Genomic DNA, 15,652 nt, shown 5'->3' with positions numbered 1-15,652 from the left:
GTCGGCGAAACGGAGAGCAACCATGCCCGAGGCACTTGACTACAGGCTTCCTTCCCGCGCGACGCCGATGCCCTCCGCGGCGGGACTGCGCTTTTCATTCGAGTTCTTTCCGCCGGCTTCGCCCTTGGCCGAGGAGCGGTTCTGGCGCGCGCTTCGCGAGCTCGAGCAATTCGATCCGCCCTACGTCTCTGTGACCTATGGCGCCGGCGGTACGACCCAGGAAAGAACCCTGCGGGCCGTGCGGCGCATTCTCGATGAGACCAGCCTGGCGCCCGCGGCGCATCTGACCTGCGTCGGGGCCAGCAAGTCCGAGATCCAGCGCATCGCAGAAGGGTATTGGGCCGATGGTGTGCGCCACGTCGTGGCCCTGCGTGGCGATCCGCCGAAGGACAGTCCCGACTTCACGCCGCATGCGGAGGGTTACGCCTTCGCTGCCGATCTGGTCGCCGGCCTGCGGCAGGTCGCCGACTTCGAGATCTCCGTGGCGGCCTATCCGGAGGTGCATCCCCAGGCACGCAGCGCGGACGCGGACCTCGACAACCTGAAACGCAAGCTGGATGCCGGTGCGACCCGCGCTATCACCCAGTTCTTCTTCGATCCCGACGACTTCCTGCGTTTCGTCGACCGGGCGCGGGCAGCCGGTATCACGGCGCCTATCGTTCCCGGCATCCTGCCCATCGTGAACTTCAAGCGTACGCTTGAGATCGCTGCGACCTGCAAGGCTGCGGTGCCCTCCTGGCTGTGCGCGCTCTTCGAGGGTGTGCAGGACCAGCCGGAAGTCCGCGATCCCGTGGCGGTATCGGTGGCGGCGGACCTTTGCCGCTATCTGGTGGCGCGGGGCGTGGAGGACTTCCACTTCTACACCTTGAACCGGGCGGATCTGACGGCCGCCGTCTGCCGCCTGTTGCTGTGCGAGGCATTTGTGGCCAACGACCTGCATGGCCATGCGCCGGTCGCTGCCAGGGCTGCGGGATGAGCAAGCTGCTCGAACAGCTTTCGCAGCAGGTGCTGCTCTGTGACGGCGCCATGGGCAGCCGTGTGCAGGCCATGGACCTGTCCCTGGAAGACGACTTCTGGGGCCAGGAGAACTGTACCGAGGTTCTGAATCTCTCGCGGCCGGACATGGTGCGGGAGATTCACCGCGGCTATTTCGCGGCCGGCGCCGACATGGTGGAGACCAACACCTTCGGCGGCTCCCCCATCACCCTCGGCGAATTCGATCTCAGCGAGCGTGCCGAGGAGATCAACCGCCGCGCCGCAGAGATCGCGCGGGAGGCGGCGGAGCTTTTTGCCGGTGACGGTCGCCAGCGCTTCGTGCTCGGCTCGGTGGGGCCGGGAACGCGGCTGCCATCGCTCGGCCATATCGACTACGACTCCCTGGAAGCGGCCTTCACCACCCAATGCAGCGGCCTGATCGCCGGCGGCGTGGATGCCATCCTCATCGAGACCTGTCAGGACACCCTGCAGGTGAAGGCGGCAGTCAATGGGGCAAAGGCGGCGCGCCTCGCCGCTTGTGTCGACCTGCCGATCATGGTGCAGGTGACGGTGGAGACCACCGGCACTCTGCTGGTCGGCGCCGATGTCTCGGCGGCGGCGACGGTGCTCGCGGCCCTGGACGTGCCGATCATAGGCTTGAACTGCGCTACCGGCCCGCAGGAGATGGCGCCCCATCTGGAATGGCTGGCGGACAACTGGCCTGGCCCGGTTTCGGTCCAGCCCAATGCCGGCCTACCGGAGCTGGTGGACGGGCAGACCCGCTATCCCTTGCAGCCGCAGGAGCTCGCCGACTGGCTGGAACGCTTCCTCGTCGAGGACGGCGTCAACCTGATCGGCGGCTGCTGCGGCACCACCACCGAACACATCGCGGCTCTCGACGCGATGCTGCGGCGGCGCGCAGAGGAGGCGGGCAAGGCTGCCCACCGCCCGCCCCCGAAAGAACGCCAAAGCGTCTGGGTGCCCTCGGTCGCCTCGCTCTACAGCCAGGTCTCGCTGCGCCAGGAGAACGCCTATCTCTCCATTGGCGAGCGCTGCAACGCCAACGGCAGCCGGCGCTTCCGGCAGCTGCAGGAGGCCGGGGACTGGGACGCCTGCGTGGCCATGGGGGTCGAGCAGGTGAAGGAAGGCTCTCACACCATCGACGTCTGCACGGCCTTCGTTGGCCGCGACGAGGTGGCGGAGATGAACGAGGTGGTGAACCGCATGCGCGGCTCCGTCTCGGCGCCGCTGGTGTTCGATTCCACCGAATTGCCGGTTCTGGAATCCGCCATGCGGCTCTACGGCGGCAAGCCGATCCTCAATTCCATCAACTTCGAAGACGGCGAGGAGCCGGCGGCCAAGCGCCTGGCACTGGCGCGGCAATTCGGCTCGGCGGTGATCGCGCTGACCATCGATGAAGAGGGTATGGCCAAGGAGGCCGAGCAGAAGGTGGCGGTCGCCAAGCGGCTGCACGACTTCGCCTGCACGCGCTACGGCTTGCCGTCGGGCGATCTGATCATCGATCCCCTGACCTTCACCATTTGCACCGGCAACGAAGACGACCGCAAGCTCGGCCTCTGGACACTGGACGCGATCGAGGGCATCGCCCGCGAACTGCCCGACTGTCAGATCCTGCTCGGGCTCTCGAACATCTCCTTCGGGTTGAACGCGGCGGCCCGCCATGTGCTGAACTCGGTGTTCCTCGACCATGCCATCAAGCGGGGTCTGACGGCGGCCATTGTCCACGTCAGCAAGATCATGCCGCTGCACAAGATCCCCGAGGAAGAGGTGCGGGTCGCCGAGGACCTGATCTTCGACCGGCGGCAGCCCGGTTACGATCCGCTGCAGGCCTTCATCGCCCTCTTCGAAGGGCGCAGTGCCGCCGCCACGGAGAAGAAGGCCCGCGCCGAGGATGTGGAGACCCGTCTGAAGGACCGCATCATCGACGGCGACCGCCAGGGCCTTGAAGAAGACTTGAGCGAGGCGCTGGAGAAGCATCCGCCCCTCGACATCATCAACATCCATCTTCTGGACGGCATGAAGGTGGTGGGCGAGCTGTTCGGTGCCGGCAAAATGCAACTGCCCTTCGTTCTGCAGTCGGCGGAGACCATGAAGGCGGCCGTGCGGTTCCTGGAGCCCTACATGGAAAAGGTGGACGGCCAGGAGAAAGGCACCATCGTCCTGGCGACGGTGAAGGGTGACGTTCACGACATCGGCAAGAACCTGGTGGACATCATCCTCACCAACAACGGCTACAAGGTGGTCAACCTGGGCATCAAGCAGCCCATCGACAACATCCTGGCTGCCGTGGTCGAGCACGAGGCCGATGCGGTGGGTATGTCCGGGCTGCTGGTGAAATCGACAGTGGTGATGCGCGAGAACCTGGAGCGCATGACCCGCGACGCGGTCTCCGTACCGGTGATGCTGGGCGGCGCCGCGCTCACCCGGAACTACGTGGAGAGCGACTGCGCGGCGGCTTACGGCAGCGGCCATGTCGCCTATGCCCGCGATGCCTTCGACGGCCTCTCCCTGATGGACAAGGTGGTGAACGGCAACTTCGCCGCGCACGTCGAAGAACGCCAACAAAAGCAAGCCGACCGGCCGAAGAACGGCAAGCGTGTGTTGGGGCAGGCGACCCGCGCCGACCAGCGTCCGGTCGATTTCGAGGAAACCCGGTTGCGGCGTGAGGAGCTGGCCAACGGTGTCTCGGTCCCGCAGCCGCCCTTCTGGGGTCCCCGGGTGCTGGCGAGGGTGCCGCTGGACGCGCTGGTGCCTTTCCTGAATGACCGCATGCTCTATCAGTTCCAGTGGGGTTACCGGAAGAACGGCCGCTCCCTCGAGGACTACATGAAATGGGCGCGCAAGGAGCTGCGCCCGACCCTGAAGCGAATGCTGGACGTCTGCAAGCAGCAGGACATCCTGCTGCCACAGGCGGTCTATGGCTATTGGCCGGCCAATGCCGAGGGCAACGACGTTATCCTCTTCGATCCCGAGGATCATGACCGGGAAGTGGCCCGTTTCACCCTTCCGCGTCAGGGGCGTAACGGCGGTCTCTGCATCGCCGACTTCGTGCGCGACCTTTCGAGCGGTCAGCGCGACGTTCTGGGCCTGCAGATCGTCACCGTCGGCCAGCGCGCTTCGGACGTGGCGCGGGAGTGGTTCCACGACGACCGGTACCAGGACTACCTCTACCTACACGGACTGGGCGTCGAGATGGCCGAGGCCTTGGCGGAATACCTGCACAAGCGGGTGCGCGCGGAACTCGGATTTGGGCACGAGGACGCCCGGGACCGCGACGCGCTTTTGGGTCAGGGCTACCGCGGGTCGCGCTATTCCTTCGGCTATCCGGCCTGTCCCAAGCTGGAGGACCAGGAGAAGCTGTTGGACCTGCTGGATGCCGGGGAGATCGGCATCGTGCTGTCCGACGAACACCAGTTGCACCCCGAGCAATCGACTTCGGCAATCGTCCTGCATCACCCGCAGGCGAAGTACTTCTCGGTCTAGTCGGCGACCGGCCGCCCGGATCGAAACGAAAGGAGGACATGAATGATGGCTGCACAGAAGAAGGTCCTCGACCTCGACGACTACCGCCAGGAGAACGAGACCGCCGTCGAGGAGGCCGCCAAGGCCGCCGACTGGTGGGACGCGGAGTGGCTGAAGTTCCCCACCGTCACCCATGACGGGGAAGGGGGCTGGCGTTACTGGGAGGTTCCTGAGGACAGCGGCGTCTACGAGGACGATTGGCCGCTGGGCGAGCGCCTGGCCAAAGAGACCATCGCCCATATGCGCCGCTTTCCCGAAGGCAGCACGGTGCTGCGCCGGATTCTCCGCGAAATGGACCCGGAGACCACCATCGCCCAGGGATTCCTGACGGCGCTTGAGGATTGCATCTGCTATCCGGAGCGTACGGTTTAGCGGCGGACACGCCCGCCGAAGATCACCAGAAGCAAGAGGAAGCAGGCGGTCACCGCCAGCGACCACCGCAGGCTGGAGAGGTCCGCAAGGAAGCCGACAAAGGCAGGGCCCAGGAGGGAGCCGCTGTAGCCCGCGGTTGCCACCGCGGCGATCCCGCTGCCCTGGCCCACGCCTTCCTGGCTGCCGCCAAGGGAGAACAGGATCGGCACGATGTTGGCCACACCCAGGCCGATCAGGGCATAGCCTAAGAGTGTAGGCGGCACCGTCCCGCCCGAAAGCGCCAGCGTGTAGCCGATCAGCGCGAGGGTCGCGCTGCCTCTCAGGACGAGAACCCGGCCGAACCTGGCGACCACCCGGTCCCCGCAGAGCCGCGCCGCCGCCATGGCGGCGGAGAAGACCCCGAAGCCCAGGGCGGCGGTGCCGGGTTCGCTCAGCAGAGCCTCGCGCAGATAGACCGCCGCCCAGTCGAACATCGCGCCCTCGCAAACGAAGGCGAGGAAGGCGAAGGCGGCGATGAGCCACAATGCCCGCGGCGGCAAGGCGAGGAGAGTGGTCTTCGCAGCCCGACCCTGCCCGTCGGTCAGCAGCGCCTGCAGGGCAAAGAACGCGATTGGCGCGACCAAGAGGGGAACCGCGATCAGGAAGTGCTGAATGCCTCCGCCGAGCTCATAAGTCAGCGCCGCAACGCCGGCACCGGTCATGCCGCCGATGCTGAAGAAGGCATGGAGGGAAGACATGATCGGGCGGCCGCGTTGGCGCTCGACGGTGATCCCCTGGGCGTTCATGGCCACGTCCATCAGCCCGTTGGTAAAGCCGATCAGGCTGGCGATGGCCAGAAGCTGCGGCAGAGACGCGGCCAGGATCACCAGCGGCAGGCTGAGACAGAAGCCGAAGGCGCTGATGGCGATCACGAGGCGGCTGCCGACGCGGTCGATCCGCGGGCCGCCCAGGAGCATGGCGACGATGGAGCCGAAGGCAAAGCACAGCAAAGCCAGCCCCAGCGGTCCTTCGTCGAGGGCGAGGCGTTCCTTGATCTGGGGAATCGCAGAGGCCCAGCAGCCGATCAGGATGCCGTTTACGAAGAAGATCGCCGTGATCGAGTGTCTGGCTCGGCCGGTCGCGGGCGCGGCAGATACGATTGATGGCTCCCGGGTTGCCGGCGCAGACCGTGAGCCCACGCCTGGTTACGGCGGCGAATGGACCGCCTTGCGAGGAAAGGCCCTACCCACGGTCTTTTCCATCTCCGCTGCCGGGATGAACAGACCGCCGCGGGTCTTCCAGTGGCGATGCCGCAGGACCGTATAGCCGCGGGCTTCGTAGAAGGGAAGTCCCACCAGGCTGGCGCCGATGGAAACCCGGTCGTGGCCGGCGGCCCTGATGGCGGCTTCGGCGCGGTTCAGGAGCAGGCTGCCGATACCGTGACGCGCCCAGTCCGGGTCGACGTAAAGCCCACGGACTTCGCCATCCTTGCGCGAGCAAAACGCGACGATGCCCGCGCGGCGTGCCTCGGCGACCTCGAACACCTCGCCTTCGTCGCGGATGGCTTTGACGTAGCGTTCTGAGGTGTTGCCCGTTGCCCAGCTTCTGAGTTGGGCTTCGTTGTAGACTCGCCGGCCAAGCGTGAGGATGGCGCGCTGGTGCACGCGCAACAGCGCTTCGGCATCCTCCTGAACCGCCAGGCGCAGCCGGTAGGCGGGAAAGAATCGCTTGAGCCCTCGCATGCCTAAAAGGCTAGGAACATCTCCCTTGAGAGGCAAGGGAGATGTCGCGGACTCCGGGTTGAATGTGCCGTCACGCAGTCACCGGAATACGACGGCTGCCTGCGGGGCGGACCCACGGCGGTCCATGGTCCGCGGTCACAGGGTCAGCGTGTGCGTACCCAAGGCGGCGCCCTTGCGCTCGAAGAACTCCGCCTTCAGTTTGCCGCCGACCGTGGTGAGCCGTGCGAAGTTGTCGTCAGAATGAACCTCTTCGAAGCCCGACAGCTTGTAGTTTTGGTCTTCGCCGACATCCAGATGCCCGCTTCGCTGGAAGCCAGAAGCCTGGCCTTGAGGGTAGGGCCAGTAGAACGAGGACGAGATCACGGAGGTAACCCGGAATGATCGGTCGCCCTTGTACGTGAGCTGCCCGGCCATGGAGCAGTGAACGTCGCCGGCCAGGAAGACGACCTTCGCTATCTTGTTCTTGCGGATGTGGTCGAGGATCTGCAGGCGCTGCCTCTTGAAGCCTGACCACTTGTCGCTCGAACCGGAGCGGGTATCGGGAAAGAAGGGGACCGAGGTGACAACGAACTTGTTGGCGGGCTTATGAGCCGGCGCCGTCAGCCAGTCCAACAGCGCATCCATCTGCGTCTCGCCAATCATTTCCGGCGGCGAGAACGACGGGTGACGCTCGGTCCTGGTGTCCATGACGAAGAACGCGGAGTTGCCGTGGCGGAATTCGTACCACAGCTTTTGCGGTGTATCGGAATAGTCCGGCCTGCCCGAATACCGAAAGCCCGGCCCATGAACGAACTGGTAGCACTGATAGGCGTGGATTGCCGCGGCGAAGAGATCGGCGTTCTTCTTGACCTGATCCTGGCTCCAGTCGTTGCTGATCTCGTGATCGTCCAGGGTCATATAGGTCGGGACCCGGCCCATCAGCTTTCGGATATGGGGCTGGCCGAAGACCTTCCGATAGCGGGAGAAGAATTCGTCGAGGGAACGGTCGGGCCCAAAGACGTTGAGGTCGTCGGCATAGATCTGGTCGCCCACCATGAGCAGCAAGTCGATAGCATGGCCTGCCTCGATCTGCCGGTCGATTGACCGGAAGGTCTTGTCACCGCGGCCGTCGAACAGCGTTCCGCCGAAGAGCCGCAGCAGATAGCGGCAGGATCCGAAGACAAAGGATGTTTCACCGGCGCTTTTCGAGGCGACCGTCTTGAACGTGCCGCGCGCCGCCTCGTGCCAGTTATCGGACTCGGTTATCTCTATGTCGCCCGGCTCCCCGTCGGCAAAGAAGTAGCCGATCTGGTAGTCGTAGCTCTGATTCACCTCCAGGTCGGCGAAATCGACAATGGCGGTAAAATCGAAGCTGGGCATCATCTTGAAGACCTTCGCTTCGCCGTACCTCATGTCCCCACTCTTACGGATCCGCGCGGCGCCGAAGGTTCGCGTATCGCAGCGCTGCTCTCCTCTCGCCCAGAGCCGCGCTGAGCTGACTGTCGTCCACCCAATGATTGGGCCGACGGTCGGTTCCCTGATGATCATGTCGCCACCTCCCATTGATCGGACCGCGGTGAGTCGAAGGGATACGCCTTGGCCCACTGTGCCGGGCACATGGCCCGCCGCCTACAATCAAAAATGTGTAGAACTTATAGAAACACGACCATTGGACGATTTCCAATGCGCATTGGAAGGCCGCCGCCGCGCCGCGCTATCCAATATCTCATCGGATGGGATCGTTAGCCGGGCGGTCCACCGGCCGGCTGTGTTCCGGCACCGCTCCGGCGTAAGCCGAATGACCGCTAGCCCTTGCGTTGGGTCTCCGCGATGTAGCGGGCGCGGGTTTCCTCGTCGGGTGGGTAGAGGCCCGGCAGGCTTGCGCCCTGGCCGACCTCCCGCATGACCCATCCCTCGAAGCGCTCCTGCTCGATGCCGAGTTCCGCGACCTCGGCGATCAGCGCCTGCGGGACCACCACCGCACCGTCGCGGTCGGCAACGATCAGGTCGCCGGGAAAAACCGCGACACCGCCACAGGCGATGGGCTGTTGCCAACCGACGAAGGTGAGGGCCGCCACCGAAGGCGGCGCCGCCACGCCGGCGCACCAGACCGGCAGGCCGCTGGCCTCGACCCCGTCCAGGTCGCGTAACACCCCGTCGGTCACCAGGGCGGTCACGCCGCGCTTGTGCATGCGCGCGCAGAGAATATCGCCAAAGATGCCGGCATCGCGGTTGCCCATGGCATCGACCACGGTGATTACACCGTCCGGCATCGCTTCGATGGCGGCGCGGGTGGAGGTGGGCGAGGACCAGGACTCCGGGGTCGCCAAGTCCTCGCGCGCCGGCACGAAGCGCAAGGTGAAGGCCGGGCCGACCAGGCGCCCGGCGCCGCCGCGCAGGGGCGCGGCGCCCCGCAGCCAGACGTTTCGCAGCCCTTTTTTCAGCAGAATGGTGGTGATCGTTGCCGTCGAGATCTGGGTGTAGACCTCACGCAGCGCCGGTTCCAGGGCTCCCACGATTCACTCCCTTTTCTGTCTTGGCGACCGACCCTAGTATCCGAGGGCGCAGCCGTCCTTGCGCGGGTCCGAGCCTCCGGCCAGGGTGCCGGCCTCCCAGTCGATCTGGATCGCCTGGCTGCCCCCGATGGGCTTCGGCGGATCGCAGAAGCGGTGGCCCATGGCTTCGAGGGCCGACAGCCGCTCGCGGGGTACGCCGCTCTCCGCCTCGACCTCCACCTCGCCGGACGGCGGGAAGATGCGCGGCAGATCCATGGCCTGTTGAACGTCCAGGCCGTGGTCCAGCATATTGGTGAGGAACCGCGCGTGGCCGGCCGCCTGGTAGTGACCGCCCATGACCCCGAAGCTCATGACGGTTCTGTCGTTCTTCACCAGCATACCGGGGATGATGGTGTGCATGGGGCGCTTGCCCGGTGCGATGGAGTTTGGGTGGCCCGGGTCCGTCGAAAACGCGCCGCCGCGATTCTGCAAGACCACACCGCTCTTGGGTCCGGTGATGCCGCTGCCGAAAGAGCTGAAGGTCGAATTGATGAAGCTGACGGCGTTGCGGTCCTTGTCCACCACGCTCAGGTAGACCGTATCGGCATGGGCGGCCAGCGGTGCCGGGGAGGGCGGCAGCGAAGCCTTGTCCATATCGATGGAGCGGCGCAGCTCGACGGCGTAGTCCGCGGAAAGCAACTGCTCGACGGGAACCTCGGCCTGGGCCGGATCGGCCAGATGGGCGTCGCGCTCGCGGTAGGCCAGGCGTGTCGCCTCGATCTCCAGATGCAGGCGCGCGCTGCCCATCGGGTCCATGGAAGACAAATCATAGCCGGAGAGAATGTTGAGCAGCAGGAGGGCAATCACGCCCTGGCCGTTCGGCGGGCATTGGACGACGTCATAGCCCTGATAGCTGCTCTTGATGGGATCGACGTATTCACCACAGGCCGCGGCGAAGTCCTCCAGGGTGTGGAGGCCGCCCAGTTCGCGCAGATGCGCGACAAGGTCTTCGGCAATGGAGCCACGGTAGAAGGCGTCGCGGCCCTGCTCTGCAATCAACTCGAGACTGGCGGCCAGTTCCGGCTGGCGGTGGATGCTGCCGAGGGGCGGCGGTGCGCCGCCGGGCAGGAACATGCGGCTGGTCGCCGGGTCGTGGGAGAGGGCTTCGATCTCGCCCTCCCAATCCTGGAACACGCGCTCGGTAATGGCATAGCCTTCGTGGGCAAAGCGGATCGCCGGCTGCAGCAGGTCGCCGAGGCTCCGTGTGCCGTGGTCGCGCAGCAACTGCTCCCAGGCGTCGACGGAACCGGGCACGGTCACCGAGTGGGGCGAGAAGCGCTCGATCTTGTCGATCCCCTGTTCGACGAACCACTGTGCCGTGGCAGCCTGTGGGGCGCGGCCGGAGCCGTTGAAGGCAATGATTTCGCTGCCGCCTTTGGGCGCGTAGAGCACAAAGCAGTCGCCGCCGATTCCGGTCGATTCCGGTTCGACCACGCCCTGCACGGCACAGGCCGCGACCGCTGCATCCATCGCATTGCCGCCGTCCTGCAGAACGGTGATGGCCGTCAGGGTCGCCAAGCTGTGGGAGGTTGCTGCCATTCCGTTGAGGGAACGGGCTACCGAGCGGCCCGGCAGTTCAAGATTTCGCATGACCTTGTACACTTCCTCTCTGCGCACACTTCCTCTCTGGGCGCGCCGAAGTCCGCATTCGAAGTGCTGTTCTTTCGCCCTGTCGAGACCCGGTCTGGCGGACAGACCGGACGCGCGTGTTGCGTTCTTCTGGTGTAGCGGCCCGGACGGGGCTTGGAAAGACCCCCGGAAGGACCCTTGACCTTCCAGTCACGGGAAGGTCCATATCCGGCGGACAACTCCAACCATTGGGACACGATCTCCGCTCATGGTCGAGGCCGTCCGAACAGATGAACACTGCGGCACCTGCGGCGCGCAGCACCCTGAACAGCAGCCGGACGGCGGCACGGCGCGCGATCCGGTCTGCGGCATGACGGTCTCCACCGACGGCAATCCGCGGCGCAGCGCCCATCTCGGCGAGACCTATTTCTTCTGCTCCGACCACTGCCTGTCGAAGTTTGAGGCCGATCCGGCGGGGGTCCTGGACGGCACCGCGCTGCACCCGCCCGCAGGCGCGGACGACGTCCTCTTCATCTGTCCGATGCACCTGGAGGTCGAGCAGTTGGGTCCAGGCACCTGCCCGCAATGCGGCATGGCGCTGGAGCCGAAGGACTTGCCACTCGACAGCGGCCCCAACGAAGAACTGCTGGACATGACCCGGCGGTTCCGGATCGCGGCGGTCCTGACCTTGCCGCTGGTGGTGCTGGTCATGGGCATGCATCTGTTTGGGCTTGGTCTCGTCCCGTCCGGCTGGTCCAACTGGGTGGAACTGCTGCTCGCGTCGCCGGTGGTGCTGTGGTGCGGCTGGCCGTTTTTCCAGCGCGGCTGGTCCTCGCTCAAGACCCGCCACCTCAACATGTTCACCTTGATCGCCCTGGGGACCGGCGCCGCATACCTCTTCAGCCTGCTGGCCACCGTCGCGCCCGGCGTCTTTCCCGACGACTTGCGGACGGCGCAGGGACAGGTCGGGGTCTACTTCGAGGCCGCGGCCGTCATCATCACGCTGGTGCTGCTGGGGCAGGTGCTGGAGTTGCGCGCGCGCGAACGGACCGGCAGCGCCCTGCGGGCGCTGCTGGACCTGACGCCGAAGGTTGCGCGAGTGGTGGGTAACGACGGATCGGTCCATGAGCGTCCGGCGGATGCCTTGCGGCCGGGAGACCGCATTCAGGTGCGGCCCGGCGAGAAGATCGCTGTCGACGGCCTGGTCGTCGAGGGGGAAAGCGCGGTCGATGAGTCCATGCTGACCGGAGAGGCGCAGCCGGTGCCCAAGAAGCCCGGCGACCCGGTGACCGGCGGCACCGTCAACGGCACCGGCAGCTTACTGTTCGAGGCCGAGCGCGTTGGCCGCGAGACGGTGCTGGCGCAGATCGTGAAGCTGGTGAGCGAGGCCCAGCGAAGCCGGGCACCGGCCCAGCGTCAGGCCGATATCGCCGCCGCCTATCTTGTGCCGCTGGTGGTCCTGGTCGCGGTGACGAGCTTTGCGGCCTGGATGGTCTTCGCGCCGCCGCCTGCCCTCGGCTATGCCGTGGTCGCCGCCGTGTCCGTGCTGATCATCGCCTGTCCCTGCGCCCTGGGTCTGGCAACGCCGATGTCGATCATGGTCGCCGTCGGCCGCGGCGCCGGCCTGGGTGTTCTGGTGAAGGATGCCGAAGCCATGGAGCATCTGGCACAGGCCGATCTCCTTGTGGTCGACAAGACCGGAACCCTGACCGAGGGCAAACCCCGGGTGGTAAAGCTGGAGGCGGACCCGGGGGTGGAAGAGGATCGGCTGTTGGGTCTGGCGGCGGGTCTCGAGGACCAGAGCGAGCATCCCCTCGCCGGCGCCGTGGTGGCGGCGGCCGCCGAGCGCGCACTGTCGGTCCCGAGGGCAGCGCGCTTCGAAGCGGTGCCGGGCAAGGGTGTGCGGGGACTCTTCGATGGCGCGCCGGCGCTGCTGGGCAAGCCCGCCTGGCTGGCGGAGGAGGGTATCGAGACCGCGCCCTTCGAGGCCCTCGCAAGCGAACGTCAGGCCGAGGGCGAGACGGTCATGCTGCTGGCGCTCGATGGCCGTTGCCTGGGGCTGCTATCCGTCGCCGACCCGATCAAGCCGACCACAGCCGGCGCCCTGGCCGCCTTGCGGGCCGAGGGTCTGGAAGTGGTGATGCTCACCGGCGACAACCGAAGAGCGGCGGAGGCCGTCGCGGCACCGCTCGGCATCGAACGTATCGTGGCCGAGGTGTTGCCGGGAGAAAAAGCGGCTCAGGTCGCCGAATTGCAGCGTAACGGTCATAAGGTCGTCATGGCCGGCGACGGCGTGAACGACGGGCCGGCCCTGGCCCAGGCCGACGTCGGGGTCGCCATGGGCGGCGGTGCCGACGTCGCCGTGGAGAGCGCCGGCATCACCTTGTTGAAGGGCGATCTGAAGCGGCTGGTGGCGGCCCGGCGCCTCAGCCGAGCCACCCTCGGCAACATCCGGCAGAATCTGATCTTCGCCTTCGCCTACAATCTGTTGGGCGTGCCCTTGGCGGCCGGAGCGCTCTATCCGCTGACCGGCTGGCTGTTGAGCCCGATGATTGCCGCTGCGGCCATGAGCCTGTCGTCCGTCTCTGTGATTGCCAACGCCCTGAGGTTGCAACGCAAAGCAGTCGACGCTGGCTGAATTCCGCTAAATTTTTTGCTCACTCTACGCTGCACCATCGTTTATAGTTAACGCTTGGCGTAGGCATTGCTCGGTCCCCTTGTGCGCGGAAATCAGGACCAGGCTAAGATCGATGCACGGTCTCAAAAACTACAACCTCGTTGTCGAACCCTGGCCGGGCAACCCGGGGCCCCTTGGGCCGCGCGGGCGTCCGGGCTACCGCTGGCGCGTGACCTGGAAACGCCAGAGTGAGTGGTACGCTGAGGGCTTCGAGGATTCCCACGGTTCGGCGCGTGCGGCCGCCGAAGCCTATCTGGCGAGACAGGGCATCGAGATCATGTCCCTCAGCCGGCCGGCGCTGATGCGGTCTGCGCACCAGACCGGGCAGGGGTAACCCGTCGCATTTCCCATCGAACCTTAGGAATCCCTAGGCGTTTCCGGCGCCGTTAGGGGGTTGCGATAATGGGAAAATATTGTCGCGCTTCGTCGATTGGCTTAGGCTGCTTCGCGAAGGCGCGGAGACTCGTGCCGGCACCCGCGCGATGACGAAACGCGCAGCTGACGCAAAAAGGGAGGAATTCATGCAGGTTTTGAGACTCGCCGCCGTAGCGGCGGCCACTTCGGTGTTGGGCCTTTCGACGGCTTTCAGCGCAGACTACACGCTGCGCATCCAGACCCACTACGCGCCTGAGCAAACATCTGGGAAATTGGCCCAGCAGTTTGTCGACGATGTTGAGGCCATGTCCGGTGGCCGCATAGATATCGAACTGTTTTTCTCATCCTCGGTTGTGAAGTCGGTGGAGACCTTCGATGCGGCGGCCAGCGGCATCCTCGACGGCGACATGACCGGCGGTGCCTATCAGACCGGCAAGAACCCCGCGTTCCAGTTCGTCGGCGACATCATGGGCGGCTACGATACGCCCTGGCAGCAATATGCCTGGCTCTACTACGGCGGCGGCTATGACGCGGCCAACGAGCTCTACAATGAATACAATATGCAGCTTATCGGCTGGTGGGTTTACGGTCAGGAGTCGATGACATCTTCCCGTCCAATTGCAGGGCCCGCAGATCTGAAGGACTGGAAGTTCCGCTCGCCGCCGGGCCTGGAAACCGAGATCTTCGCAGAGCTCGGCGCCAAGCCGGTGGTCATGGACTTCACCGAGGTCTTCACGGCGCTTGAGACCGGGATCATCGACGGCGCGGACTACTCCGGCCTTGCAAACAACAAATCCATCGGCCTTTTCGATCTGGTGAAACACGCGACCTATCCCGGCTTCCATTCCATGCCGTCAGACCACCTTGCGATCCGCAAGGACGCCTGGGATGCTCTTCCGGAGGATCTGCAGCGCATCATTGAGGTCGCCATGCAGAAGCTGGCGTTCCAGACAGCCCTGACCTTTGAAGTCGAGAACAACAAGGCGGCGGCTGCGCTGCGCGAACAGGGCGTGACCCTCCACGATTGGTCGGCAGAGGATCGTGCGGCCTTCCGCGGAGCAGCCCAGCGTGCCTGGCAGGGCTGGGCCGACAAAACTCCGGAGGCGCGTGCGCTGGTCGACAGCCACACGGCCTTCCTGAAGACCCTGGGCCTGGTGCAGTAAGCGCTGGCGTCTCAGTTGATAGTCGGGCCCCTGGCTGCGGAACGCGGTAGGGGCCCGAACTTTCTTAGGGCCTCATTGACGACTCTCTATTGGGACGGGGCATGAAGCGGAAAAGGGAGCAGGGTGGTGGTTGAGCACGAGGTCGAAAACTTAATGGACCGCATCACCATCGCCATCAGCCGCGTGGTGATGTTCGTCATCGCCTTTGTCGTCGCCATCATGTTCTACGAAGTGGTGATGCGCTACGTCTTCGAGCGGCCGACCCTTTGGGTCAACGAGATGTCGCTCTGGCTTGCCGGCGGGATCTATCTGCTCGCCGGGCTCTACGTGATGCAGCAACGCGGCCACATCAGGATCTTCATTCTTTATGACATGGTGCCGCGCGGCTGGCAGCGCCTCTTCGATACGATCTCGGTGGTCCTTATCTGTCTCTTCGCGGCGGGGATCGTCTGGGGCGGCTTCAACGAGGCCTGGGCCAAGATGATGCGCTGGGAGACCTTTGGCACCGCCTGGGATCCGCCTATTCCCGCCACTATGAAGCCCCTGGTGCTCTTGACCGTGGTGCTGATCGCGATCCAGTCGGTCACCAACCTGATCGCCGACTGGAACAAGGAAAAGGAAGTTCACGACCTCGCAGAGGAAGTGAAAGAAGAACACATCGACTGATCGGACAGCGGTGTTGAGAATATCGGGCGGCCGGATCAACGGCCGCCGCGGGGGTTC

General features: G+C 65.3%; 12 protein-coding genes. 7 read left to right on the top strand and 5 right to left on the bottom strand.

Annotated elements, in window-relative coordinates; translation table 11 throughout:
* Window positions 1-22: 22 nt before the first annotated feature.
* The 3 genes from metF to Q0996_RS12215 are packed head-to-tail and all read left to right on the top strand — an operon-like array spanning window position 23 to window position 4,890.
* Window positions 23-976 carry a methylenetetrahydrofolate reductase [NAD(P)H] gene (metF, locus tag Q0996_RS12225; protein WP_299619723.1) on the top strand — a complete coding sequence of 318 codons (954 nt, stop codon included), beginning with the start codon at window positions 23-25 and terminating at the stop codon, window positions 974-976.
* Window positions 973-4,479, top strand: coding sequence for a methionine synthase (gene metH / locus Q0996_RS12220; RefSeq protein ID WP_299619720.1), 3,507 nt, complete (start codon window positions 973-975; stop codon window positions 4,477-4,479). The genes metF and metH overlap by 4 nt, the downstream gene beginning before the upstream one ends.
* Before the next feature lie 42 nt (window positions 4,480-4,521).
* Window positions 4,522-4,890 (top strand): hypothetical protein, encoded by a 369-nt coding sequence (locus Q0996_RS12215; RefSeq protein ID WP_299619717.1) that lies wholly within the window; start codon window positions 4,522-4,524, stop codon window positions 4,888-4,890.
* Here the strand turns inward: Q0996_RS12215 and Q0996_RS12210 are convergent.
* The 5 genes from Q0996_RS12210 to ggt form a co-directional block, all read right to left on the bottom strand.
* Window positions 4,887-6,068 carry an MFS transporter gene (locus Q0996_RS12210; RefSeq protein ID WP_299619714.1) on the bottom strand — a complete coding sequence of 394 codons (1,182 nt, stop codon included), beginning with the start codon at window positions 6,066-6,068 and terminating at the stop codon, window positions 4,887-4,889. The two genes, Q0996_RS12215 and Q0996_RS12210, sit on opposite strands and share 4 nt — an antisense overlap.
* 6 nt (window positions 6,069-6,074) lie before the next feature.
* On the bottom strand, window positions 6,075-6,611 hold the full coding sequence (locus Q0996_RS12205) for a GNAT family N-acetyltransferase (RefSeq protein ID WP_299619711.1): 537 nt from the start codon (window positions 6,609-6,611) through the stop codon (window positions 6,075-6,077).
* A gap of 135 nt (window positions 6,612-6,746) precedes the next feature.
* Entirely contained in the window at window positions 6,747-8,207 is a 1,461-nt protein-coding gene (locus Q0996_RS12200) for an alkaline phosphatase (RefSeq protein ID WP_299619708.1), read from the bottom strand.
* 188 nt (window positions 8,208-8,395) lie between these two features.
* Window positions 8,396-9,106 (bottom strand): ribonuclease activity regulator RraA, encoded by a 711-nt coding sequence (locus Q0996_RS12195; protein ID WP_322096701.1) that lies wholly within the window; start codon window positions 9,104-9,106, stop codon window positions 8,396-8,398.
* A 33-nt stretch (window positions 9,107-9,139) separates the two neighbouring features.
* Window positions 9,140-10,735: a gamma-glutamyltransferase gene (ggt, locus tag Q0996_RS12190; protein ID WP_299619705.1), complete on the bottom strand. Its 1,596-nt coding sequence runs from the start codon at window positions 10,733-10,735 to the stop codon at window positions 9,140-9,142.
* Between the two features lie 247 nt (window positions 10,736-10,982).
* On the opposite strand from ggt, the gene Q0996_RS12185 reads away from it, so the two are divergent.
* From Q0996_RS12185 to Q0996_RS12170, 4 genes are all read left to right on the top strand, one after another.
* Window positions 10,983-13,352: a heavy metal translocating P-type ATPase gene (locus tag Q0996_RS12185; RefSeq protein WP_299619702.1), complete on the top strand. Its 2,370-nt coding sequence runs from the start codon at window positions 10,983-10,985 to the stop codon at window positions 13,350-13,352.
* Window positions 13,353-13,464: 112 nt separating this feature from the next.
* Window positions 13,465-13,725, top strand: coding sequence for a hypothetical protein (locus tag Q0996_RS12180; RefSeq protein ID WP_299619699.1), 261 nt, complete (start codon window positions 13,465-13,467; stop codon window positions 13,723-13,725).
* Between the two features lie 79 nt (window positions 13,726-13,804).
* On the top strand, window positions 13,805-14,929 hold the full coding sequence (locus Q0996_RS12175; RefSeq protein WP_299619696.1) for a TRAP transporter substrate-binding protein: 1,125 nt from the start codon (window positions 13,805-13,807) through the stop codon (window positions 14,927-14,929).
* Window positions 14,930-15,055: 126 nt separating this feature from the next.
* Entirely contained in the window at window positions 15,056-15,595 is a 540-nt protein-coding gene (locus Q0996_RS12170) for a TRAP transporter small permease subunit (protein ID WP_299619693.1), read from the top strand.
* Window positions 15,596-15,652: the final 57 nt, after the last annotated feature.

Origin of the sequence: Pelagibius sp. (assembly GCF_028289705.1) — a bacterium.
Taxonomy (GTDB): domain Bacteria; phylum Pseudomonadota; class Alphaproteobacteria; order Kiloniellales; family Kiloniellaceae; genus Pelagibius.
Note: the sequence above shows the minus strand (reverse complement) of the source record. Positions and strands in the feature narration are given on the sequence as shown.

Excerpts from the sequence above, each read along its gene's own strand:
- metF (WP_299619723.1), top strand. The coding sequence starts at position 23 with ATGCCCGAGGCACTTGACTACAGGCTTCCTTCCCGCGCGACGCCGATG.
- Q0996_RS12205 (WP_299619711.1), bottom strand. The coding sequence starts at position 6,611 with ATGCGAGGGCTCAAGCGATTCTTTCCCGCCTACCGGCTGCGCCTGGCG.
- Q0996_RS12215 (WP_299619717.1), top strand. The coding sequence starts at position 4,522 with ATGATGGCTGCACAGAAGAAGGTCCTCGACCTCGACGACTACCGCCAG.
- Q0996_RS12180 (WP_299619699.1), top strand. The coding sequence starts at position 13,465 with ATGCACGGTCTCAAAAACTACAACCTCGTTGTCGAACCCTGGCCGGGC.
- ggt (WP_299619705.1), bottom strand. The coding sequence starts at position 10,735 with ATGCGAAATCTTGAACTGCCGGGCCGCTCGGTAGCCCGTTCCCTCAAC.
- metH (WP_299619720.1), top strand. The coding sequence starts at position 973 with ATGAGCAAGCTGCTCGAACAGCTTTCGCAGCAGGTGCTGCTCTGTGAC.
- Q0996_RS12185 (WP_299619702.1), top strand. The coding sequence starts at position 10,983 with ATGGTCGAGGCCGTCCGAACAGATGAACACTGCGGCACCTGCGGCGCG.